Source organism: Streptomyces bambusae, assembly GCF_020532645.1.
GTDB classification, from domain to species: Bacteria; Actinomycetota; Actinomycetes; order Streptomycetales; family Streptomycetaceae; genus Streptomyces; species Streptomyces bambusae.
Map to the genome: position 1 here is coordinate 91,942 of NZ_JAJAUZ010000023.1, position 23,286 is coordinate 115,227.

Here is a 23,286-nt window from a genome sequence, read left to right on the forward strand (position 1 = left end):
CCCGATCACATCCGACCAGACCCGACCAAGGAGTGGCGAACATGAACCGGAACCCGAACCGGACCCGGAGCGCGGTCCCGAGCCGGAACCCGATCCCGAACCGGACCCGGAGCGCGGCCCCGAGCCGGAACCCGATCCCGAACCCGAACCGGAGCGCGGCCCCGATCCCGGGTGGGGACCCGAACGCAGACCTCGATCCGAGCCGGGACGCCCGGTACCGGCACCTGCATACCACCGCCCGCCGGACCCTCCCCGGCGGCCGCCGCCTCGCCTGGGCCGCCGTCACCACGGCGGCCGTCCTCCTCGCGGCGGGCTGCGGCGCGGACGACGGCAAGACGCTGGTGCAGAGCGCCGCCGGCAGCGCCCCGGCCGGCAGCGGCGCCGGCTACGGCAGCGACGGAGGCTACGGAGACGCCGCCGACTCCGGGGGTTCCGGCGGCAGTCAGGCCAAGCGGGAGCCGGCCAGGCAGCTCGCCGTCCGCGACATCGCCGACGTCGGCCCCACCGTCACCGACAGCCGCGGCTTCACCCTCTACCGCTTCGACAAGGACACCGCCAATCCGCCCGCGTCCGACTGCGAGGGCTCCTGCGCCACCACATGGCCGCCGGTGCCCGCCGACGACGCCACCGCGGGCTCGGTCATCGACCCCGGGCTCCTGGGCGAGGTGGTCCGCGGCGACGGCACCCGGCAGCTGACCCTCGCCGGCTGGCCCGTCTACCGGTACGCCCCCGACACCAAGCCCGGCGAGGCCAAGGGCGAGGGTGTCGGCGGCACCTGGCACGCCCTCGGCGCGGACGGCAAGCCCGCGGCCGGTGCGGCCGCCCGCCGGGCCGCCGACCCCGCCCCGGCCGCCGAGCCCTCCGCCGACCCGGCCCCCGGGCTGGCCGCCCGGCAGAACTCCGCCCTCGGCACGATCCTGGTCGACGGGAAGGGCCGTACCCTCTACCGCTTCGACAAGGACAGCGCCTGGCCGATGAAGACGCGCTGCACCGGACCCTGCCTCGACGTCTGGAAGCCCGCACCGCCCGTCGACCGCGACCGGGTCGTCGGCGTCGACCCCGCACTGGTCAACTCCTTCACCCGGCCCGACGGTTCCAAGCAGCTCGCCGTCGACTGCTGGCTCCTCTACACGTACACCGGCGACACCCGCCCCGGCGACGTGAACGGGCAGGGGAAGGACGGTGTGTGGTGGGCGGTCAAGGAGAACGGCAAGAAGGCCGGCAAGTAGTGAGCCCCGGAGCCGTGTTCCCCGCCGGCCCTCGCACGGCGGTGCCGCGTACGGCCGGACTCCTGTGCGTGGCCGCCGTGTTGCTCACGGCCTGCTCGGCCGGGGGCGGCCCCCGGGCCGTGCCCGGCCCCCCGCCCCTCGAACCGCTCGCCTCGGCCGTCCCCTGCACCCCCGAAGTGGTCACGGATGCAGGAGAGCTGCGCGAGGGAGCCTGCCGCACCGGGGAGGGCGCGTACCGGCTGCTGACCTTCGCGACCCCGGCCGGGGAGCAGGCCTGGCTGACGGAGGCCCGGGCGTACGGCGGGAGTTACCTCGTCGGCGACCGGTGGGTGCTCGTCGCCCAGCACCCCGGCGCCCTCGACGCGGTACGGGCCCGGCTGGGCGGCACCGTCGAGGGCGGCGCCCACCACGGCAGCGCCCACCACGGCAGCGCCCCGCCGTGACCGGCTGCCGCCCCGCCGCGACCGGTCAGGACACGGCCGCGGGGCTGTGCGCCCCGTCGACGACCAGCCCCGCGACATGGTCGTCGATCATGTCGAGGACGGCCGCCGCGGCCGCGTCGTCGCCGAGGACCAGCAGGTTCAGGGTCAGCCCGTCGGTCATCGCCGCAAGATAGCGGGCGAGCACCTGCACCGGCACGCTGAGCTCGAACTCCACGCTGTCGCGGAGCTGTTCGATCAGCTGTGCGTACGTGGCGGTGTACAGCTCGTACTGGCGGCGGGCCAGGTGTTCCAGGCCCGGCCGGCGGAGGGCGTACTGGGTCAGCTCGTACGTGAGCAGGTGCTCGCCCGGATGGGCGGCCACGTGGTCCCAGTACGCCCGGAAGCCGGCCCGCACGGTCTCCCGGAGGGTGGTGCGCGGGCGGATGGCCTCCTTCACGATCGTCACGTAGTGCCCGGTGATGGTCGTGATGACGGATTCCAGCAGTGCTTCCTTGGAGTCGAAGCAGTAGTGGAACACGCTCAGGGACACGCCTGCCTCGGCGGCGATGGACCGGGTCGTGGTCTGCGCGACCCCGTCCCGGGTCATCGCGCGGATCGCGGCCTCGGTCAGCTGCCTGCGCCGCTCCGCCGAGGGCATGCGTGCCATGGTCCGCCTTTCCGTCGTGCGGTCGTCCGTCGTGCGCGCGGGCGGTCAGCTGCTGTAGACGCCGACCTCGTGCAGCGAGTAGCCCCACTGGGTGCCGCGCTGCAGCCCCTGGATGCGTACGTACCGCGCCGTGACGCCCGTGAACCGGGCCGTGTCGAGGCCGCCGTCACCGGCCTCGGTGGACCACACGGTCCGCCAGTCGGAGCCGTCCGTGGACACCTCGATCCGGTACGCCCGACCGTACGCGGTCTCCCAGTCCAGGGTGATGCGCTTGACCAGGCTCGCGGAGCCGAGGTCGATGCGCAGCCACTGGTTGTCGTTCCACTCGCTCGCCCAGCGGGTGCCCGAGTCGCCGTCGACGGCCCGGCCGGGCTGGTAGCTGACGAACGGGTTCCACCACTCGGAGGTCGAGGCCGCGGCCGCGGCGCCGGTGGCGAGGTTGACGCCCGACTTGTGGCGCTCGGAGTTGCCCCAGGTGGTGAGGTAGGACTCGGCCCCGCGCATCAGGTCGTCCACCACGTCCTGGCCGCCGACCAGCCGGACGTCCTCGATCCAGTCGGGCACGAGCCCGTAGTGCGAGGCGCCGTCGGTGTTGATGTTCCAGGTCCGCTGCCCGGTGGTCTGCTTGTCGATGACGGAGCCGCCGTCGGCGCTGCGGAACGGATACTTCACAGGGTTCGGGGTGTCCGCGCCGCGCGGGCCGGGCCAGCCGCCGACGCCGTTCATGTCGGTGCCGTAGCCGTAGCCCACGTTGTACTTGTCCCGCAGGGCGTCGGTGCGCTTCGCCTCGGCGCTGAAGCCCTCGGCGCCGCTCATGTACTGGGTGGCGAAGCCGCCGAGCTTGTACAGGCGCTCGGTCCACTCGGCATCCATCCAGCTGTGCGAGGAGATCACGCCGGGGTAGGACTCGGACTCCAGGATGTCGAAGGCCCGGCCCGCGGCCTTGACGCTCATGTGGTCGACTTCGAGCATCATCTTGCGTTTCATCATCCCGCGGACCGCGTACTCGCCGAGTTCGGTGAGCCCCCGGGTGTTGCACTGCGCGTCCGCGGCGTACGTGGGCACGCTCACGCCGGCCGGCAGCTCCTTCGCCGCCTGCGGGGCGGCGGCCAGGCCGATCGGGTTGTCGTGCTGCGGGCCGGTGCACTTCTCGGTCTTCCAGAAGGTGCCGGTCGACAGGAACTGGCCCACGTTGATCGCCGTACCGAGCGCGCCGGAGTCGAAGCGGACGCCGCACAGCGCGTTGTCGAACTTGTGGCACAGGAACATGCTGCGCACGCCGATCCGGTGCAGCTCGTCGAGGCCCCGGTCGATGTCGGCCTTGCCGCACTGGGCGATGTCGAGGATCTGCTTGCAGCCGAAGGGCTCGGAGGTCTCCACGCCGAGGACCACGGCCAGCTTGCCCTGCTCGATCACCTGGCGGGCCTGGTCGGAGTCGGTGACGATCCGGAACCAGCCCTTGCCCGCTCCGCCGTACATCTTGTCCACGTACGCCTGCATGTCGTACGTCTTCTGCGCCTCCAGCCGGATGGCGGTCATCTCGTCGCAGCTGCGGTCCTTGAAGAAGTAGACCGAGCAGATCACGCCGTTGGTCACGAGGTCGTTGACGAGGACGCGCTGGCCGCCGCGCCAGGCCCGCTCGATCCACGCGTAGTAGTTCTGCTGGTGGGTGAGCGAGTCGTGGGCCGGCCAGTCCTTGAAGGTGGGCCAGCCGTCGGGGTCGTGCTTGCCGTCGCCGCCCTTGGTGATGAAGTCGAAGACGGCGAGCGAACCGTCCGGGTAGTGCTCGGGGCAGTCCTTGAGGGCGTCTGCGATGCCCTGGTCGGAGAAGGGCTTGCCGCAGATCAGGCGGCCGCCGAAGCCCTCGTTGGACATGATGTGGTCATGGGCGTCGACGAAGCCGCGCACCCGCCCCTTGTCGTCGGTGCCCTTGAAGGGCTCGCCGGTGACGCCGATCTCGGAGTCGGGCGCGGGCCGCGCGGTGGGCGTCCACCAGCCCGGGTCGGCCGCGGCTCCGGACGCCGGGACGAGGGACAGGCCCAGCAGGGCGAGCAGCAGCGTCAGAAGGACAAGGGGGCGGCGCCTGCTGCGTGGGGGTGCAGTCATGGTCATCACTCACGTCTCGGTTGGGGCGGCACGGTGGGGGACCAGCCGTCCGGCCTCATGACCGCATGGCGTGATTGTCATGTCCGGCGCAAACGGCGTGTCGAGAATCGCGACTGCCGGCATCGGAGTCAAGAGTCCGGGACAACCGACCTGATGCACCGTCGGATTTTTGCCGCCATTCCGTCAGGTTCGTGCAAGGCCCACGTCAGGACGCGTGTCGCGAAGGGGTGCGGGCCCGCCCGCGACCCCGGGTGGGCCGTCACCCACCGTGAAGGAGTCGTGGCGCTGCGGAGGTCTCGTGGGGGTCCGATCCCGCCCCCGGGGCCTGATCCGGCCCGCTGTCGCCACGCCGTTCGCGCACCAGTGCCCCACCCCTGTCGGGAACGCCTCGATCACGAGATATCTTGATGTCGAGCAATGTTGCAGACGTGACGTGGAGCGGAGATCCGGTGACTGACTCGACCATCATCTATACCCACACTGACGAGGCCCCGGCCCTGGCGACGCATTCCTTCCTGCCCGTCGTCCAGGCGTACGCCTCGACGGCCGGCGTGAAGGTGGAGACCCGGGACATCTCCCTCGCCGGGCGGATCATCTCCGCCTTCCCCGAGTACCTGGAGGAGGGCCAGCGCATCGCCGACGCCCTCGCCGAGCTCGGCGAGCTGGCCAAGACCCCCGGTGCCAACATCATCAAGCTGCCGAACGTCTCGGCGTCGATCCCGCAGCTGAAGGCCGCCGTCGCCGAGCTGCAGGGCCAGGGCTACGCCCTTCCGGACTACCCGGACGACCCGCAGACGGACAAGGACGAGGACGTCCGCGCCCGCTACGACAAGATCAAGGGCAGCGCCGTCAACCCCGTCCTCCGCGAGGGCAACTCCGACCGCCGCGCCCCCGGCTCGGTCAAGAACTACGCCAAGGCCCACCCGCACCGCATGGGCGCCTGGACCGCCGACTCGAAGACCAACGTCGCCACCATGGGTGCCGAGGACTTCCGCTCCACCGAGAAGTCCACGGTCGTCTCCGAGGCCGGCACCCTGCGCATCGAGCACGTGGCCGCCGACGGCACCACCACCGTGCTGCGGGAGTCCGTACCGGTCCTGGCCGGCGAGGTCGTCGACGCCTCCGTCATGCGCGTCGCCGCCCTGCGCACCTTCCTCGCCGAGCAGGTCGCCCGCGCCAAGGCCGAGGGCGTGCTGTTCTCCGTGCACCTCAAGGCCACGATGATGAAGGTCTCCGACCCGATCGTCTTCGGCCACGTGGTCCGCGCCTTCTTCCCGAAGACCTTCGCCGCATACGGCGAGACCCTCGCCGCCGCCGGCCTGTCCCCGAACGACGGCCTCGGCACCGTCCTGAACGGCCTCGCCGCCCTCCCGAACGGCGCCGAGATCAAGGCCTCCTTCGACGCCGAGATCGCCGAGGGCCCGGCCCTCGCCATGGTCGACTCCGACAAGGGCATCACCAACCTGCACGTGCCGTCCGACGTCATCGTCGACGCCTCGATGCCGGCCATGATCCGCACCTCCGGCCACATGTGGGGCCCGGACGGCCAGGAGGCCGACACCCTCGCCGTCCTCCCGGACAGCAGCTACTCGGGCGTCTACCAGGCCGTCATCGAGGACTGCCGCGCCCACGGCGCCTTCGACCCGTCGACCATGGGCTCCGTCCCGAACGTCGGCCTGATGGCGCAGAAGGCCGAGGAGTACGGCTCCCACGACAAGACCTTCGAGATCGCCGCCGCCGGCACGGTCCGCCTGGTCGACGCCGCGGGCAACACGGTCCTGGAGCAGGAGGTCGCCGAGGGCGACATCTTCCGCGCCTGCCAGACCAAGGACCTGCCGATCCAGGACTGGGTCAAGCTCGCCGTCACCCGCGCCCGCGCCACCGGCTCCCCGGCCGTGTTCTGGCTGGACGAGACCCGCGCCCACGACGCGCAGCTCATCGCCAAGGTCAACGCGTACCTGCCGCAGCACGACACCGAGGGCCTGGAGATCAAGGTCCTGGCCCCGGTCGAGGCCACCAAGTTCTCCCTGGAGCGCATCCGCCGCGGCGAGGACACCATCTCCGTCACCGGCAACGTGCTCCGTGACTACCTGACCGACCTCTTCCCGATCCTGGAGCTGGGCACCAGCGCCAAGATGCTGTCGGTCGTCCCGCTGATGGCGGGCGGCGGCCTGTTCGAGACCGGCGCCGGCGGCTCCGCCCCGAAGCACGTCCAGCAGCTCGTCAAGGAGAACTACCTGCGCTGGGACTCGCTCGGCGAGTTCTTCGCCCTGGCCGCCTCCTTCGAGCACCTGGCCACCACCACGGGCAACGCCCGCGCCCAGGTCCTCGCCGACACCCTCGACCGCGCCACCGGCACCTTCCTCAACGAGGACAAGTCGCCGACCCGTCGCGTCGGCGGCATCGACAACCGCGGCAGCCACTTCTACCTGGCCATGTACTGGGCCCAGGAGCTGGCCAAGCAGACCGACGACGCGCAGCTCGCGGAGGCCTTCGCGGGTCTCGCCAAGACGCTGACCGAGCAGGAGCAGGTCATCGTCGACGAGCTCATCGCCGTCCAGGGCAGCCCGGTGGACATCGGCGGCTACTACCAGCCCGACGTGACCAAGGCCCAGGCCGTCATGCGCCCGTCCGCGACCCTGAACCAGGCCCTCGCGACCCTCGCCTGACCCTCCCGGGGGCCCCGCCCCCGAACCCGCACCACCCACCCGGCGGGGCTGGACCGTCCAGCCCCGCCGGTGGCGTTTCCGGGCGGGGGCGTCCAGCCCGTCCGGCGTTTGAGGACCGGGGGCCGCGGCGGAGCCCGGGGGCTGGAGCCGGACCCGCTCGGCCTCCGGACCGGGCTCGGCTCCAGGCCCCCCGCTCAGGCCCGCTCAGGCCCGTCAGGCCCGCTCAGGCCCGCTCCGCGAAGCGCACCCGGAACAGCGCCCCACCCCCGGCCGCCGGCTCCGCCACCAGCACCGCCCCGTGCGCCTGCGCGATCTGCCGGGCCATCGCCAGCCCCAGCCCCGACCCCGGCAGGGCCCGCGCCGACCCCGCCCGGTAGAACCGGTCGAAGACGTACGGCAGGTCCTCGGCCGCAATCCCCGGCCCGTGATCCCGTACGGTCACCTCCGCCACCCCGCCGGGACACCGCAGCCCGACCTCCACGGGCAACCCCGCCGGGCTGAACTTCGCCGCATTGTCCAGCAGGTTCGACAGCAGCCGGCTGAGCCGGGCCGGCACCCCCGGCACCACCGCCCCCGCTGCGCCGTCCGCCACCTCCAGCGCGAACGGAACGGCCGGCCAGTGCGTCCGGGCCGCCGCCACCGCATGCTGCACCAGCGCGGCCACCCGTACGTCCTCCACCAGCGGCTGCGGCTCCTCGTCCCGCGCCAGCTCGATCAGATCGTTCACGAGCCCCGTCACCTCCCGCAGCTGCCGCCCCAACGCCCCCGCCGCCCGGGTTCGTTGAGCCTCCGTCAGGCGATCGGCCCGTGCGAGGAGTTCGGCATTGGTCCGCAGTGCCGTCAGCGGTGTCCGCAACTCGTGAGACGCATCCGCGACCAGCCGCCGCTGCGCCGTCACCGACTGCTCCAGCTCGTCCAGCATGCTGTTGAAACTGCCCGCCAGTCGGGTCAGTTCGTCCTCCCGCCCCGGCGGCGGCAGCTCGATCCGGTGCCCCGGATCCCGGGTCGCCGTGATCCGCTCGGCCGTCGCGGTCAGCCGGGCCACCGGCGCGAGTCCGGTACGGGCCACCCACGAACCCAGCACGGCGGCCAGCAGCACCCCGCCCGCCCCCACCAGCACCAGCAGCCACGCCGCCTGCCCGACCCCCTCCGCCACGGTGTCGGCCCGCAGCGCCACCTGGAGCGCCAGCCCGTCCCCGTACGGCGTGGTCAGCATCCGCGCCGGATGCCCGGACAGGGTGAAGTCGCTGCGGAACCCCGGGTGTTCACCTGCCGCGACCCGGCGTACGGCCCCGCTCACCGGCAGCAGGTACGGCTCGCGCGGATCCCGCACGGCAGCGGCCGGCACCAGCTGTGCGCAGGCCGGCGCCGCGAGGAACCGGCACTCCCCGGCCAGCACCCCCGGCCCCGCGCGCCGGTTCTGCTGGGCGACCAGCCGCGCCGACTGCGTCAGGTTCAGGTCGAGCTGCCGGTACAGCTCGTACCGGACGATGAAGAACGCCGCCGTGCACACGCACACCACCACACATGCGACGGCCGCCGTCGCCGCCACCGCCAGCCGCGTCCGCAGCGCCCCGCGCCGCCGCCAGCGCCCGCCGAGCCGCCGCGCACCCCGCCCGGTCACGCCGCGTCCAGCCGGTACCCGACCCCGTGCACGGTGCGCACCAGCCGCGGCTCGCCCGCCGCCTCCAGCTTCCGCCGCAGATAACCCACGTACACCGCCAGCGAGTTGGAGTCCGGACCGAAGTCACGCCCCCACACCAGCTCCAGGATCAGCTCCCGCGGCAGCACCTGCCCGGGATGCCGCAGCAGCAGCTCCAGCAGCGCCGCCTCGGTCCGGCTGAACTCCAGGTGCCGCTCCCCGCGCCGCCCCGTGCGCGTCTCCGGATCCAGCGACAGGTCCCCGAACACCAGCGGCCCGCCCCCCTCGGCCGGCCCGGGCGCCGCCCGCCGCAGCAGCGCCCGTACCCGGGCCACCAGCTCGTCCAGAGCGAACGGCTTGACGAGGTAGTCGTCCGCCCCCGCCTCCAGCCCGTCCACCCGCTCGCTGACCGAATCCAGTGCCGTGAGCACCAGCACCGGCGTCCGGTCCCCGACCGCCCGCAACTGCCGGCACACCCCGAGCCCGTCCAGCACCGGCATCATCACGTCGAGCACCACCGCGTCCGGCTGCCACCCGGCCACCGCGGACAGCGCCTCCAGCCCGTCCCCGGCCTCCCGCACCTCGAACCCCTCCACCTCCAACCCGTCCACCACAGCCGCCCGCACCTCAACCTCGTCATCAACCACCAGAACCCGCTTCCGCATCCCCAAATCCTGCCAAACCCACCTCTTAGAACCTTCTTAGACCGCCGCACGACCCTGCTCTCCATGAGCGCATCACTTTCCGTTGTCATCGGGGCCGGGGGTACCGGTGGGCACATCTATCCGGGGCTGGCACTCGCCGAGGAGTTGCGGCGGGTTGTGCCGGGGGCCCGGGTCTCCTTCATCGGGACCGAGCGGGGGCTGGAGACCGGGCTGGTGCCGGGGGCCGGGTACCGGCTGGACACCGTCGACATGATTCCGTTCGATCCTGCGCTGGGGGCCCGGCGGTATCTGCTGCCCGCCGCGCTGCTGCGGTCGGCGCAGCAGGCGCGGGGGGTGCTGCGCCGGCAGGGTGCGCAGGTGGTGGTGGGGATGGGCGGGTATCCCAGTGCGCCCGCCGTGCTGGGGGCCCGGCTGGCCGGGCTGCCCGCGCTGATCCACGAGTCCAATGCGGTGCCGGGGCGGGCCAACCGGTTCGCGGCCCGGCTGACCCCGCACATCGCGGTCGCGTTCGACCGCAGCCGGCGGCACCTGGCCGGCGGGGAGCGGGCGCTGACCACCGGCATGCCGATCGCCGCGGCCCTCGCCGGGCTGGACCGGGCCGGCTGCCGGGACGGGGCCCGCCGGATGCTCGGGGTGCCGGCCGGGGCCCGGCTGGTCGTGTTCAACGGCGGCAGCCTCGGCGCCGCCCGGCTCACCGCCGCCGCGACCGGCCTGGCCCGGGAGTGGCGGAACCGGGACGACGTACGGCTGCTCGTGAAGACCGGGCCGCCGGCCCTCGACGCGGCCCGGCGGGACCTCGCCGGCAACGGCGGCGACCGGATCGCGCGGGCCGTGCCGTACCTGGACCGGATGGACCTCGTGTACGCGGCCGCCGACCTCATCGTGTGCCGGGCCGGGTCCGCCACCGTCGCCGAACTCGCCTGCACCGGCGTCCCGGCCGTGCTCGTGCCCTACCCGCACGCCCCCGGCGACCACCAGACCCACAACGCCCGGGTCCTGGCCGACGACGGCGCCGGCCTGCTGCTGCCCGACGCCGAGGCCACGGCCGAGCGGCTGGCCGGCCTCGTCGGGCCGCTGCTCGCCGACCCGGCCCGGCTCGCCGCGATGAGCGGCGCCGCCGACCCCGGGCCGCACGCCCGGGCGGCCGAGCTCCTTGCCGCCGAGGTCCTCCGCCTGGCCGGCCACCCGGCCGCCGGGGCCGCGGCCCGCCCGCAGCACGCATGACCCTTCACCACGACCACCCGAGCCCTCCACCGGACAGGACGACCACCATGCACACCACCACCCCCCACCCCCACCCCTGGCACGGACGGACCGTGCTCGTCACCGGCGCCGAGGGGTTCATCGGCTCGGCCCTCGTCGACCTGCTCGTCGCGCGCGGCGCCCGGGTGCGGGCGTTCGTGCACTACAAGCCGTACGCCGAGAAGGGCCATCTGGCCCACCACCTCGGGCCCGGCAGCGCCGTCGAGATGCTCGCGGGCGACGTCCGCGACGCCGGCCGGGTCTCCGACGCCGTCCAGGGCTGCGACACCGTCTTCCACCTCGCCGCCCTCATCGGCATCCCGTACAGCTACGACTCGCCCGGCGCGTACGTGCAGACGAACGTGACCGGCACCGAGAACGTCGCCGAGGCCTGCCGCCGCCACGGCGTGCGCCGGCTCGTGCACACCTCCACCAGCGAGGTGTACGGCACCGCGATCACCGCCCCGATATCCGAGAGCCACCCGCTCCAGCCGCAGTCCCCGTACTCCGCCTCGAAGATCGGCGCGGACATGATGGCCCTCTCCTTCCACCACGCGTTCGAGCTGCCGGTGACCGTGGTCCGCCCGTTCAACACGTACGGGCCCCGCCAGTCGGCCCGCGCCGTCATCCCCACCATCCTCGCCCAACTCCACTCCGGTGCAAGGGAGATCAAGCTCGGATCGGTCACCCCGACCCGTGACTTCACCTATGTCACCGACACCGCCGAGGGGTTCCTCGCCGCCTCCGAATGCGACCGGGCCCTCGGCCACGTGCTCAACCTCGGCACCGGCACCGAGATCTCCGTCGGCGACCTGGCCCGCGAGCTGATCACGGCCTCCGGCCGGGACGCCCGCGTGGTCGTCGACCCGGCCCGGCTGCGGCCGGCGGGCAGCGAGGTCGAGCGGCTGCTGTCGGACAACTCCCGGGCCCGCGACTGGGCCGGCTGGCAGCCGCAGGTGCCGCTGCCGGAGGGGCTGCGCCGCACCTCGGACTGGGTCGCCGGCCACCTGCACCTCTTCGCCCCCGACCGGTACCAGGTCTGACGGCGGCCGCGGGCTGCACGCGTACGGGCGGCCAACTCGGCGTGAACTCCGCCGCGTCGGCCGCCCGCAGCGCGGGAAGGCTCTGCACGCTGTGGGTACGACGCACCGCGCACCACCGCCGGACCGCCGACCTCAGGGGGGACCCGTGTCCTTGCCGCGCCGCACACGCCTCGGCCTCACCGCCGCCGGATGCGCCCTCGCGCTCGCCGCGGCCGCCGCACCGGCCCCGGGCGCACCCGCCCCGGGCGCACCCGCCCCGGGCGCTCCCGGCGCCGGCGGCCCGCCCCCGCACCCCGGCCGCGCGGCCGCAGCGCCCGCCGCACCCCGCTTCGACCTGGACCGGGACGGCCGCGGCGACCTCGTCGCCACCGGGTACGACACCCTCACCCAGGTCTTCACCAGCGGCCGCGGGTACGCGCCCGCCCCGTACGCCCTGGACGCCGCCGACCTCGCCGAGGTGTTCAAGGACCTGATCCCGGCCGGCGACCTCGACGGGGACCGCAGGCCGGAACTGCTCACACTGTCCGCCGACGGCCGCCTCACCCTCCACACGGCCGCCGCCACCGGCACCGGACCGGCCCGCTGGACCGGCCGCGGCTGGCAGATCTACAACCGGGTGGTGGCCGCCGGCGACCTCACCCGCGACGGCCGCCCCGACCTGCTGGCCCGCGAACCCGGCGGCGACCTCTACCTGTACCGGGGCACCGGCCGCACCGCCGGCGGACCGTTCGCCCCGCGCGCCAAGGTCGGCCACGGCTGGGGCGGTTACGACCAGATCACCGCGCCGGGCGACGCCGACGGCGACGGCACCGGGGACCTCCTCGCCCGCTCCCTCGACGGCACCCTGTGGTTCTACCGCGGTACGGGCGACGCCGCCGCCCCGCTGCGCGCCCGCGTCGCCGCCGGCACCGGCTGGAACCGCTACCCCCTCCTCGTCGGCGCCGACGACCTCGACGGCGACGGCCTCGGCGACCTCCTCGGCCGCGCCCCCGACGGCACCCTCCAGCGCCATTCCGCCCTCGGTGACGGCACGTTCGGCCCGGCGGTCCGGCACGGCGACGGCTGGCAGCACCGCCGGCTCACCGCCGGCGGCGGCGCGCCGCCCGTCTACGGCAAGGGTCAGACCGTCGGCATCACCGCCGACTGGCGCTGGCTGCGCCACGACACCCGCGCCGACGGCCGGTACGGCCCGCCCTGGGACATCTCCGACCCCGCCGACCCGACCCTGCCCGCCGGGATGAAGACCGGCTACGCAGCCGCCCTGCACCTGCGCAACCACGCCACGTTCCTCCAGGTGCAGGGCACGGCGCTCTACCTCAACGGCCGCCTCGCATCCAGCAGTTGGTCCTACGGGCTGACGGCGGGCCCCGGCGACCTGAGCGGCGACGGCCGCGGCGACCTGCTCGCCCGCGACTCCGCCGGCACCCTCTGGCTGCACCCCGGCAACGGCGCCTTCCACACCGCCCTCGGCGCCCGCGTGAAGATCGGCGGCGGCTGGCAGGTGTACGACGTGCTCGCCGGCAGCGGCGACCTCACCAACGACGGCCGCGCCGACCTGCTGGCCCGCGACCGCACCGGCCGCCTCTACCTGTACGCCGGCACCGGCACGGCCGCCACCCCGTTCCGGCCCCGCGTACTGATCGGCGCGGGCTGGAACACGTACGACGCCCTGGTCGCGCCCGGTGACCTCGACGGCGACGGCAAGGCCGACCTGGTGGCCCGGGACGCCCGCGGCGACCTTTACCGCTACTCGGCCACCGGCCGCGGCGGCACCGCCACGCTGGCCCCCCGCGTCCGGATCGGCACCGGCTGGCAGCGCTTCGCGACCCTCTTCTGACACGCCTCCCGGACCGGGTGCCCGGGCCGGACCGGCTACCCCTCCTGCGGCCCCGGCGCCCTGCGGGCGGCCAGCAGGAGGGCGATGTCGTCCGGGCGGTCGGCGGTGCGCAGGGCCTCGCCGATCAGCCGGTCGGCGAGGTCGCCCAGCGGCACCCGGCCGGCGCCGGCCAGCGCGCCGCGCAGCCGCTCCACGCCCAGGTCGATGTCCGTCCCCGGCTGCTCCACCAGCCCGTCCGTGTACAGCGCGAGCACCGCGCCCGGCTCCAGCGCCAGCTCCGCCACCGGATAGGACGCGGACCCGTCCACCCCGAGGACCACCCCGCCGGGCAGGTCCAGCACCTCGGTCACCCCGTCCGCCCGGCGCAGCAGCGGCTGCGGATGCCCGGCCCGGGCCGCCCGCGCGACACCGGTCACCGGGTCCAGCAGCACGTAGCAGCAGCTCGCGAACTGGCCCGGATCCAGGTCGATCAGCAGCCGGTTCGTGCCCCGCACCACATCCTGGGGGCTGTTCCCGCCCAGCGCGAACGCCCGTACAGCGCTGCGCAGTTGGCCCATCGTCGCGGCAGCCGCCACCCCGTGCCCCTGGACGTCGCCGATGACCAGCGCCAGCAGCCCGTCACCCGCCTCGATGACGTCGTACCAGTCGCCGCCCACGTCCATGCCCTGGGTGCCCGCCAGGTACCGGCCCACCGTGTCGAGCCCCTCGTGCCGCGGCAGCCGGTGCGGCAGCAGCGCGTCCTGCAGCCCGCGGGCCAGCGCCGCCTCGGTGTCGTACCGCTGCGCCCGCTCCAGGGCCTGCGCGATCAGACCGGCCAGGGCGGTCAGCACCGTACGGTCCTCGGGGCTGAAGCCGCGCGGCGCTTCGAAGCCGAGGATGCACGAGCCGACCGGGCGGCCCGAGGCGATCAGCGGCAGGAAGGCCCGGGCACCGACGTCGGAGTCCAGCGGGATCCCCGGGTACGCGGCCGCCAGGTGCTCCATCGACTCGAAGAAGATCGGCCGGCCGGACGTCAGCGTCTCCACGCCCGGCAGCCGCTCGTCCAGCGAGACCCCGTCGAACCGGTCCAGGAACCCGTGCGGGAAACCGGTCTCCCACGCCAGGTACAGGTGCCGCTCGTTCAGCAGGTAGATCGCCAGCTGGCGGCCGCCGAACGCGGGCAGCAGCTCGTCCGTGACCACCGCCGACACCTGCCGCGCCGTGACCGCCTCGGTCAGCGCGATCGCCAGCGCGACCGGCCGGTACAGGGCGGCCGCCCGGTCCGCGGGGGAGCCCGTCCCGGCACCCGGCCGCACCACCGACCCCGGGGTGTACGCCGGATGCTCGGTGGCCGCGAAGGTCACGGTCACCGCGTTGCGGTCGGGGTGCAGGAACACCGTCAGCCACTCCCGCGGCGAACGGCGGGCCGGGAAGCTGACGTGGTCCCCGGAGAGCAGCACCGACCGGAAGTAGTCCGCGTACGCCGGGTGCCCGAGCCACGGCAGGGCCTCCCACAGCACCCGGCCGGTCAGCTCGGCCCGTCCCACGCCCAGCACCGCCCGAGTCCCCGGGTTGGCGTACGTCACTCGCCCGAGCCGGTCGACGGACACCACCGCCTGCGGCAGCCGGTCCGCCGCCTCGTCGGGCACCGCGCCCGCGCCCGGATCCAGCACGAACCCGGTCAGCCGGCGGTCCGGCAGTGCCGTCATCTCCAGCAGCAGGATCCGCCCGTCCGTGCCGCGCAGCGGCATCCGGCGGGTCGACGGCCCCTCCGGGCCGCCCAGCGCCAGGGCCGCCGCCCGGATGCCGAACCGGTCCTCCGGCGCCCACCGGGCCATCAGCTCGGCCGCCGTCCCGCGGAACGCCGCCGGATCCACCCCGGCCAGCTCGCACAGCCCGGCGTCCGCCGCCATCGCCCCCGTGTCCAGGTCCCAGGTGAAGTGCCCGCTGCGCACCGGCGGCGCGGCCGGCTCGGGCAGCTGCACGCACACCGGCTCGGCCTCCCACTCGGCCGGCGTGCCCGCCGCCTCCAGGGCGGCCAGGGCCGCGGCGAGCCGGGCCGCGCCGTCCCGCATCGCCCGGCGGTCGGCCGCGCCCACCGGCGCCCCCGCCTGCGCCGGGCGCAGCACCATCAGCACCCCGTACCGTTCGCCGCCGCCCGCCACCGGCTCGTACAGCGATCCGAACGGGAACGGCAGCCCCGCCATCAGCTGAGGGAACCGCCGCATCGCCTCCTCGGCGTCCGCCAGGTGCACCGCCTGGCCGGTGCGGTGGGCCTGGGCCACCGGGAACGGCCGGTTCACGTGCATCCGCCACCACGGGCCGAACAGCCGGCCGGGCAGTCCGGCCAGCACCGACAGCCGCAGGAGGCCGTCGGTCCGCGAGCGCAGGTAGACGCCGCCGGCGTACCCGCCGACGGCTTCGGTCGTGCTCACGGTGGCCCGGGCCAGCGCCAGGGTCAGCGCGTCCGGACCGCCCGGCGCCGCCGCCGTCCCGTGCGCGTCCCCGTCCGGAGCCGGCGGCCCCGGTGGGGCTGGGTGCCCGGCCACGCCGTACCCGGTCACACTGCCAGGATGCGCCCCGCCGGCCCGCGGTCGCATCCCCTGCCGGGGCTGCCGCCGCCGCGCCTTACGCCGGCCTCGGCTGCCCGCCGGTCTGGACCGCCTCCGGTTGCTTGGGCCGGCTGCCCGCCGGGCGGGGCCAATCCAGCGCCTTGGGTCGGCTGCCCGCCGGGCGGAGCAATATCCAGCCCCTCCGGCGGGAGCTGGGTTTGGGGCGGAGCCCCGCAACCAGCCCGCCAGGGCCGGTTGTCCACCGTGCTGTGTGACTCCTTGGGTCGGCTGCCCACCGGGCGGGGGGCAGAATCCAGCCCCTCCAGGGGGTACCTCCCGGCCCCCTGGGGCTGGGGGAGTTTGAGGAGCGGGGTTTGGGGCGGAGCCCCAAGAAGGGCAACCCGGCCGGCGCCGGGCACCGGGCTCTGCCCGGACCCGCTCCTCAAACGCCGGAGAGGCTGGAGGTGGCGGCGCCGGGCACCGGGCTCTGCCCGGACCCGCTCCTCAAGCGCCGGAGGGGCTGGATTGGCCCGGCCCGGTCCGGAGCCCCCGCGAGGGCAAGGGGCCGGCCGGGCCGGGATCGACCCGCAGGGTCTCAGGGGTCGGGCGGGATGGAATATCGGCGGATGCCTGGCATGGTGGGGTCGTGCGCGTACTCATCGTGACGGCGGGATCCTGGGGCGACGTCGCCCCGTACACCGGGCTCGGAGTGCGGCTCGCAGCCGCCGGGCACACCGTGGACCTCGCCACCCACGCCCGGTTCGAGGCGGCCGTCCGCCGCCACGGGCTCGGCTTCCGGCCGCTGCCCGTCGACCCGAAGGACATCCTCGCCTCCGCCGCCGGCCAGGGCCTCGCCCGCGCGGTCAGCGCGCCCGTCGCACTGGCCCGGGTGATCCGGATGGCCCGCGCGTTCATGCCCCGGCTCACCGCCGGGATCGTCGACGCGGTCCGCGCCGGCACCGACGTGCTGATCGCCTCGCCGCTGACCGAACCGATGTGCGCCGCCCTCGCCGAGGCCCACCGGCTGCCGTGCCTCGGCGCCCACCTCCAGCCCGTCACCCCCACCGGCGCACACCCGCCCCTGGTCAGCGGCGCCCGCTCGTTCGGCCGGCACGGCAACCGGCTCGCCGCCCAGGCCCTGTGGGCCGCAGGCGACCGGCTGTTCGCCCCGTCCGTCACCGCGCTGCGACGCGAACTCGGCCTGCCCCGCCGTACGTTCACCGGTCCGCTCGGCCTCGACCCGGACCGCCCCGTCCACCACGGCTACAGCCCGCACGTCGTGCCCCGCCCCGCGGACTGGCCCCCCGGCCACCGGGTCGGCGGCTACTGGTGGCCGCCCGTCCCGCCCGGCTGGCGGCCCGACCCGAGGCTCGCCGCCTTCCTCGACGCGGGACCGCCGCCGGTGTTCGCCGGCTTCGGCAGCTTCGTCACCGACCGGCCGGACCGCCTCAGCGCCCTGCTCGCCGAAGCCCTGCGGGCCGCCGGGGTCCGCGGCATCGTGCAGAGCGGCTGGAGCGGCCTGCACGCCGACGGCGACGACCTGCTCACCGTCGCCGACGTGCCGCACGCCTGGCTGTTCCCCCGCACGGCTGCGGTGATCCACCACGCCGGGGCCGGCACCACCGCCGCCGGGCTGCGCGCCGGAGTGCCTGCCGTACCGGTTCCCGTCCAGCTCGACCAGCACTTCTGGGCCGCCCGTCTCACCGCTCTCGGCGTCGCCCCCGCCGCCCTGCGGTTCCAGCACCTGACCGCGGACCGGCTCGCCGCCGCGGTCCGCCGCGCCGTCGAAGACCCCGGCCACCGGCAGCGCGGTGCCCGGCTGGCCGCCGCCCTCGCCGCGGAGGACGGCGCCGCACCCGTGCTCGCCGCCCTAGACCGGCTCCGGTGAGCCCGTACGGCCCCATCCGGAAAAGCTATTGACTGTTCGTCAAGCGATGCAGCTGCAAGGCGAGTTGCAGCTCCAAGGTGCGCGCGGGCGTGTTCCAGTCGCGACCCAGCAGCGTCCCGACCCGCTCCAACCGCTGGACGACGGTGTTCACATGGACGTGCAGCACGTCCTTCGTCCGCGTCAGACTGCTGCCCTCCGCGAAGTACGCCGCCAGGGTGTGCACCAGGTCCGTGCCGCGCTCCGCGTCGTAGTCCAGCACCGGCCCCAGCTCGCCCCGCACGTACGCCGACAGGTCCGCCCGCTCGCCGATCAGCAGTCCGACGAACCCGAGGTCGGCCAGCGCCGCGCCGCGGCCGGTGCGCCCCAGCGCCCGCAGCGCCGCCAGGCAGCGCCGGGCCTCCGCGTGGGCGGCGGGCAGCCCGCCCGGCCCGTCCACCGGACCCGCCGCGCCCACCGTGACCTCGGCGTCCAGCAGCCCGCCCAGCTCCTGCGCCACGGACTGCGCCAGCCGGCCCGGCTCCTCGGCGGGCGCGATGAACGCCACCTCGTCCCGGTGCGGCCCCGCCAGCCCCCGCCGGGCCTGTGCCAGCCGGGCCACCGCCGACAGCAGCCGCGGCCCCGGCACCCCGGGCGCCGCCACCGCGAACACCGCATGTCCCCGCGTCAGGTTGACGCCCAGCCGGCGGGCCCGTCCGGACAGCCCGGACGGCTCCGCCGTCCCCGACAGCAGGTCGTCCAGCAGCTCCCCGCGGATCCGGTCCTCGGCCTCCGCCACCGACCGGCCCAGCAGCAGCAACAGGGCCGTCACCACGCCCGCCCGCTCGAACAGCAGCCGGTCCGCGTCGCCCAGTCCGTCCCGCCGGGTCAGCGCGATGCTCCCCAGCGGCTCCGGACCGGCCATCACGGCGCACAGCCAGCTCCCGCCGGCCCGCACCGCCCGCCCGCTCGCCCGCGACTGGGCCACCGCGGCCGCCGCCGGCGGACCCGCGGGGCCCGCCCCGGCCCGCGCCAGCTCGATGCCCTCGCTGTCGTGCACCACGATCCCGCCGTCCAGCAGCCCGGCCAGCGCCACCGCCACCTCGGTCACCCCGCCGCCCCGCAGCACCAGGTCCGTCAGCCGGTCGTGGGACCGCTCCGCCCGCCGCATGGCCTCGCTGTGCGCCCGGATCGTCACCGACGCCGCGTTCAGCTCGTCCAGCGCCGCCCGGGTCTCCTCCAGCAGCCTCGCCCCGTCGATCGCGACGGCCGCGTGGTCGGCCAGCGAGGACAGCAGCGCCACCTCGTCGGCCGTGAACCCGCGCGGCGCCCGGTCCGCCGCGTACAGCACCCCGATGATCCGCGCGCCCACCCGCAGCGGCACGCCGAGGATGGCCCGCAGGCCCTCCTCGGCGACCGCACTGTCGATGGCGTCGGTGTGCCGGAACCGGGTGTCCGCCTGGTAGTTGCTCGTCACGTACGGCCGGGCGCTCTGCGCCACCAGTCCGCCCAGTCCCTCGCCGAGCCCGAGCCGCACCTGCTGGAAGGCCGCCGCCACCGACCCGTCGGTGACCCGCATGTACGTGTCCCCGGCGGCTTCGTCGTTCAGCGACAGGTAGGTGACGTCCGTGCCGAGCAGCAGCTTCGCCCGGTGCACGATGGCCCGCAGCACCGCGTCCAGGTCCCGCAGCCGGGCCAGGTCGCCCGCCGTGTCGAACAGCGCCGTCAGCTCGGCCTCCCGGCGCCGGTGCTGGCCGATGGTCCGCCGGACCCGCAGCGCCACCGCCGTGGCCTCCTCGACCTCGGCGACCGCCGCGGCCGGCAGGCCCGCCGCCCGGGCTTCCGCGGCAGGGCGCGCGAAGTCCTCGGCGGGCGCGCCCCCGGCCAGCAGGTCCAGCAGCCGGCGCAGCCCGGCGGCGGCGCCGGCCGCACCGGCCCCGCCGCCGGGCTGGGCACCGGCACCGGCTGAAGCTGTCACCCCGGTGAGCATACGGTCCCGTGCCCCGGAGGTCAGCGGGCCGTCGGCTGCCGCACGGCGGCCGCCCCGTCGCCCGCCGGGGCCGCCAGGCTGCGGCCGCGGGTCTCCCGGGCGAGGGCCACCGTCACCACCGTGACCAGCGCCGCCGCGCACAGGTACACGGCGACCGGCAGCGCCGAGCCGTAGTCCTTCAGCAGCTCGACCGCGATGATCGGGGCGAGCGCACCGCCGACGATGGACGCCAGCTGGGAGCCCAGCGAGGCGCCCGAGTAGCGGACCTCGGTGTCGAACATCTCCGAGATGAACGCCGCCTGCGGCCCGTACATCGCGCCGTGGAACAGCAGCCCGACGGTCACGGCCAGCACGATCACCGGGAACGAACGGGTGTCCAGCAGTGCGAAGAAGGCGAAGGCCCAGCCCGCCATGCCGGCCGCCCCGATCAGCGTCACCGGCCGGCGCCCGATCCGGTCCGACAGCGCGCCCCACGCGGGGATGGTCACGAAGTGCACCGCCGAGCCGATCAGCACCGCGTTCAGCGCGTCGCTCTTCGGCAGCTCCAGATGGGCCGTCACGTAGACCAGCAGGAAGGCGGTGAGGATGTAGTACGAGATGTTCTCGCCCAGCCGGGTCCCGATCGCGGTCAGCACCTGGCGGCGGCCGGTGCGCAGCACCTCCGTCAGCGGCCGGCGGACCTCGGCCCCGGCCGCCTCCCGCTCGGCGGCCTTGGCGCGGGCCGCCAGGAACACCGGGGACTCGGACACGGAGATCCGGATCCACAGGCCGATCGCCACGAGCACCCCGGACAGCAGGAACGGCACCCGCCAGCCCCAGTCCAGGAACGCCTCGTCGGACTGTACGGCGGCCAGCAGCGCCAGCACACCGGTCGCGAGGAGGTTCCCGCCGGGCGCCCCGGCCTGCGGCCACGAGGCCCAGAAGCCGCGGTTGCGGTCGTCGCCGTGCTCGGAGACCAGCAGCACCGCGCCACCCCACTCACCGCCGAGTGCGAAGCCCTGCACCAGCCGCAGCAGGGTCAGCAGCACCGGCGCGGCCGCACCGATCTGGGCGTGGGTGGGCAGCAGCCCCATCGCGAAGGTCGCCCCGCCCATCATCAGGAGGCTCAGCACCAGCAGCTTCTTGCGGCCGATCCGGTCCCCGAAGTGCCCGAAGACCACCCCGCCGAGCGGCCGGGCGGCGAACCCGACGGCGTACGTGAGGAAGCTCAGCAGGGTGCCGGTGAGCGGGTCGCTGGCCGGGAAGAACAGCTTGTTGAACACGAGCGCGGCGGCGGACCCGTAGAGGAAGAAGTCGTACCACTCCACGGTGGTCCCGACGAGGCTGGCGGCGACGATCCTCTTGATGCTGCCGGACTGTGCTGACGGGGGAGCGGAGGCGGCCATGGGCACCACTTTCGGACGGGGAGGGGAACGTTTCCGTGCCGCCACACCATAGGAACGCCCAGGTCAAGGGCACATGGTGCGCGCCTCCACAGTTACCCCCCGCTGAGTGTGCGCGTTCGCCATACCGTTCATCGTGTGCGCCTCATCGGCCCGACGGCGTCCGAAGTTCCGGGCACTTCAGAATGCCCGGTTCACGGCGCCGCCGGGCCGGGCCGATCGGCAGGAGGGGCCCTACCGCACCCTGTTCACGCGATGCTCGTCCCAGACCGGCTCGGACGATTCCCGTACCTTCCCGTCACTCCCGAAAACGAGGTAGCGGTCGAACGAGCGGGCGAACCATCGGTCGTGGGTCACACTGATCACGGTGCCTTCGTACGCCTCCAGCGCCTGCTGAAGGGCCTCCGCGCTCTCCAGGTCCAGGTTGTCGGTCGGTTCGTCCAGCAGCAGTGCGGTGGTGCCGGCGAGTTCGAGCAGCAGGATCTGGAAACGGGCCTGCTGACCTCCCGAGAGACGCTCGAAGTTCTGCTCCGCCTGGCGCGTCAGCTCGTAGCGCCGAAGCGCGGACATGGCCGCGCCGCGGTCCTGGGAGTGGTCCTTCCACAGGATCTCCAGCAGCGTCCGGCCCTCCAGCTCGGGATGGGCGTGGGTCTGCGCGAAGTGGCCGGGGACGACGCGGGCTCCCAGCTTCCACAGCCCGTCGTGCGCCACCTCCTCTCCTGCGAGCAGCCGCAGGAAGTGTGACTTGCCGGAGCCGTTGGAACCGAGGACCGCGACGCGCTCCCCGTAGAAGATCTCCAGGTCGAAGGGCTTCATGAGGCCCGTGAGTTCGAGCTTCTCGCAGGTGACGGTACGCACACCGGTGCGGCCGCCCTGCAGTCTCATCCGGATGTCCTGTTCCCTCGGGGGCTCGGGAGGGGGGCCGGCCTCTTCGAACTTGCGGAGCCTGGTCTGCGCCGCGGCGTACCGCGAGGCCATGTCGGGGCTGATCGACGCGGCCTGCCGGAGGGCCACGACCAGCTTCTTCAGCTGCGCGTGCTTCTCGTCCCAGCGCCTGCGCAGTTCCTCGAAGCGGGCGAAGCGCTCCTTGCGCGCCGCGTGAAAGGAGCCGAACCCGCCGCCGTGCACCCACACATCGGCGCCGTCGGCGCCCGGTTCCACGCTGATGATCTTCTCGGCGGCATTGGCCAGGAGTTCGCGGTCGTGAGAGATGAACAGGACGGTCTTGCGGGTCTCCCTGAGCTGCTCCTCCAGCCAGCGCTTGCCCGGTACGTCCAGGTAGTTGTCCGGTTCGTCGAGCAGCAGCACCTCGTCCTGTCCCCGCAGCAGCGCCTCCAGCACCACCCGCTTCTGCTCGCCGCCGGAGAGCGTTCGCACCTGCCGCCACTGCGCCTGCTCGTACGGTATGCCGAGGGCGGCCACCGTGCAGATGTCCCAGAGGGTCTCGGCCTCGTAGCCCTGTGCTTCGGCCCAGTCGGCGAGGGCCTGTGCGTAGCGCATCTGTGAGGCCTCGTCGTCCACCGTCATGATGGCGTGCTCGGCCTCGTCGACGGCCGCGGCGGCTTCCCGGATGCGCGGATGCGCCACGGACACCAGGAGATCCCGCACGGTCCGGTCGTCCCGGACGCTTCCGATGAACTGCGGCATGACTCCGAGGGCGCCACTGACCGCGACGGCGCCCTCGTGCGGATTGAGATCGCCCGCGATCAGTCTGAGCAGAGTGGTTTTCCCCGCCCCATTGGGACCGACAAGGGAAGCGGAAGTCCCTTCTCCGATCCGGAAGGAAACATCACCGAGGAGCGTGCGCCCGTCCGGCAGATGGTACTGAACATGTCCGACATCAATGTGACCCATGGAGCCAATATGCCCTATGCCCGTGGAGGTGCACATCGTCTCAAGTGGCGCTCTAGCGGGTTGGGTAAACCTGTTCACACGACGTCACCGACGCCGCGGAAATGCCGAGAAAGGCATGACCGGTTCTCTCGGAAAGGTTCGAT

At 74.3% G+C, this 23,286-nt stretch carries 15 protein-coding genes; 7 read left to right on the forward strand and 8 right to left on the reverse strand.

Annotated elements, in window-relative coordinates; translation table 11 throughout:
• Positions 1-41: 41 nt before the first annotated feature.
• A complete protein-coding gene (locus LG634_RS18130; protein ID WP_226734891.1) occupies positions 42-1,229 on the forward strand; it encodes an SCO0930 family lipoprotein in 1,188 nt (395 codons plus the stop codon).
• 68 nt (positions 1,230-1,297) lie between these two features.
• Positions 1,298-1,672 (forward strand): hypothetical protein, encoded by a 375-nt coding sequence (locus LG634_RS18135; RefSeq protein ID WP_226734892.1) that lies wholly within the window; start codon positions 1,298-1,300, stop codon positions 1,670-1,672.
• 25 nt (positions 1,673-1,697) lie between these two features.
• Here the strand turns inward: LG634_RS18135 and LG634_RS18140 are convergent, their stop codons facing one another.
• Positions 1,698-2,318, reverse strand: coding sequence for a TetR/AcrR family transcriptional regulator (locus LG634_RS18140; protein ID WP_226734893.1), 621 nt, complete (start codon positions 2,316-2,318; stop codon positions 1,698-1,700).
• Between the two features lie 45 nt (positions 2,319-2,363).
• Positions 2,364-4,430, reverse strand: coding sequence for a galactose-binding domain-containing protein (locus LG634_RS18145; protein WP_372482446.1), 2,067 nt, complete (start codon positions 4,428-4,430; stop codon positions 2,364-2,366).
• Between the two features lie 443 nt (positions 4,431-4,873).
• On the opposite strand from LG634_RS18145, the gene LG634_RS18150 reads away from it, so the two are divergent.
• Entirely contained in the window at positions 4,874-7,093 is a 2,220-nt protein-coding gene (locus LG634_RS18150) for an NADP-dependent isocitrate dehydrogenase (RefSeq protein ID WP_226734895.1), read from the forward strand.
• Positions 7,094-7,316: 223 nt separating this feature from the next.
• Here LG634_RS18150 and LG634_RS18155 read toward each other — a convergent pair whose 3' ends face one another.
• Together LG634_RS18155 and LG634_RS18160 are read right to left on the reverse strand one after the other, a co-directional pair.
• Positions 7,317-8,717 (reverse strand): sensor histidine kinase, encoded by a 1,401-nt coding sequence (locus LG634_RS18155; RefSeq protein ID WP_226734896.1) that lies wholly within the window; start codon positions 8,715-8,717, stop codon positions 7,317-7,319.
• Positions 8,714-9,400 carry a response regulator transcription factor gene (locus tag LG634_RS18160; protein ID WP_226734897.1) on the reverse strand — a complete coding sequence of 229 codons (687 nt, stop codon included), beginning with the start codon at positions 9,398-9,400 and terminating at the stop codon, positions 8,714-8,716. The genes LG634_RS18155 and LG634_RS18160 overlap by 4 nt, the downstream gene beginning before the upstream one ends.
• Before the next feature lie 63 nt (positions 9,401-9,463).
• On the opposite strand from LG634_RS18160, the gene LG634_RS18165 reads away from it, so the two are divergent.
• The 3 genes from LG634_RS18165 to LG634_RS18175 all read left to right on the forward strand — a co-directional run bounded on the left by LG634_RS18165 (position 9,464) and on the right by LG634_RS18175 (position 13,522).
• A complete protein-coding gene (locus LG634_RS18165; RefSeq protein WP_226734898.1) occupies positions 9,464-10,624 on the forward strand; it encodes a UDP-N-acetylglucosamine--N-acetylmuramyl-(pentapeptide) pyrophosphoryl-undecaprenol N-acetylglucosamine transferase in 1,161 nt (386 codons plus the stop codon).
• A gap of 47 nt (positions 10,625-10,671) precedes the next feature.
• Positions 10,672-11,685: an SDR family NAD(P)-dependent oxidoreductase gene (locus tag LG634_RS18170; protein ID WP_226734899.1), complete on the forward strand. Its 1,014-nt coding sequence runs from the start codon at positions 10,672-10,674 to the stop codon at positions 11,683-11,685.
• Positions 11,686-11,830: 145 nt separating this feature from the next.
• Positions 11,831-13,522: an FG-GAP repeat domain-containing protein gene (locus LG634_RS18175; protein WP_226734900.1), complete on the forward strand. Its 1,692-nt coding sequence runs from the start codon at positions 11,831-11,833 to the stop codon at positions 13,520-13,522.
• A gap of 35 nt (positions 13,523-13,557) precedes the next feature.
• Here LG634_RS18175 and LG634_RS18180 read toward each other — a convergent pair whose 3' ends face one another.
• Entirely contained in the window at positions 13,558-16,101 is a 2,544-nt protein-coding gene (locus LG634_RS18180) for a SpoIIE family protein phosphatase (protein WP_226734901.1), read from the reverse strand.
• 598 nt (positions 16,102-16,699) lie between these two features.
• Here LG634_RS18180 and LG634_RS18185 point away from each other — a divergent pair.
• Positions 16,700-17,941 carry a glycosyltransferase gene (locus LG634_RS18185; RefSeq protein WP_226734902.1) on the forward strand — a complete coding sequence of 414 codons (1,242 nt, stop codon included), beginning with the start codon at positions 16,700-16,702 and terminating at the stop codon, positions 17,939-17,941.
• 25 nt (positions 17,942-17,966) lie between these two features.
• Here the strand turns inward: LG634_RS18185 and LG634_RS18190 are convergent, their stop codons facing one another.
• The 3 genes from LG634_RS18190 to LG634_RS18200 all read right to left on the reverse strand — a co-directional run bounded on the left by LG634_RS18190 (position 17,967) and on the right by LG634_RS18200 (position 23,143).
• Positions 17,967-19,907 (reverse strand): helix-turn-helix domain-containing protein, encoded by a 1,941-nt coding sequence (locus LG634_RS18190; RefSeq protein ID WP_372482447.1) that lies wholly within the window; start codon positions 19,905-19,907, stop codon positions 17,967-17,969.
• Between the two features lie 20 nt (positions 19,908-19,927).
• Positions 19,928-21,292 (reverse strand): MFS transporter, encoded by a 1,365-nt coding sequence (locus tag LG634_RS18195; protein ID WP_226734904.1) that lies wholly within the window; start codon positions 21,290-21,292, stop codon positions 19,928-19,930.
• A 231-nt stretch (positions 21,293-21,523) separates the two neighbouring features.
• Positions 21,524-23,143, reverse strand: coding sequence for an ABC-F family ATP-binding cassette domain-containing protein (locus tag LG634_RS18200; RefSeq protein ID WP_226734905.1), 1,620 nt, complete (start codon positions 23,141-23,143; stop codon positions 21,524-21,526).
• Positions 23,144-23,286: the final 143 nt, after the last annotated feature.

Coding starts and splice junctions, on each gene's coding strand:
- LG634_RS18170 (WP_226734899.1), top strand. CDS start 10,672: ATGCACACCACCACCCCCCACCCCCACCCCTGGCACGGACGGACCGTG.
- LG634_RS18165 (WP_226734898.1), top strand. CDS start 9,464: ATGAGCGCATCACTTTCCGTTGTCATCGGGGCCGGGGGTACCGGTGGG.
- LG634_RS18180 (WP_226734901.1), bottom strand. CDS start 16,101: ATGCGACCGCGGGCCGGCGGGGCGCATCCTGGCAGTGTGACCGGGTAC.
- LG634_RS18130 (WP_226734891.1), top strand. CDS start 42: ATGAACCGGAACCCGAACCGGACCCGGAGCGCGGTCCCGAGCCGGAAC.
- LG634_RS18195 (WP_226734904.1), bottom strand. CDS start 21,292: ATGGCCGCCTCCGCTCCCCCGTCAGCACAGTCCGGCAGCATCAAGAGG.
- LG634_RS18160 (WP_226734897.1), bottom strand. CDS start 9,400: ATGCGGAAGCGGGTTCTGGTGGTTGATGACGAGGTTGAGGTGCGGGCG.
- LG634_RS18140 (WP_226734893.1), bottom strand. CDS start 2,318: ATGGCACGCATGCCCTCGGCGGAGCGGCGCAGGCAGCTGACCGAGGCC.
- LG634_RS18145 (WP_372482446.1), bottom strand. CDS start 4,430: ATGACCATGACTGCACCCCCACGCAGCAGGCGCCGCCCCCTTGTCCTT.
- LG634_RS18190 (WP_372482447.1), bottom strand. CDS start 19,907: ATGCTCACCGGGGTGACAGCTTCAGCCGGTGCCGGTGCCCAGCCCGGC.
- LG634_RS18200 (WP_226734905.1), bottom strand. CDS start 23,143: ATGGGTCACATTGATGTCGGACATGTTCAGTACCATCTGCCGGACGGG.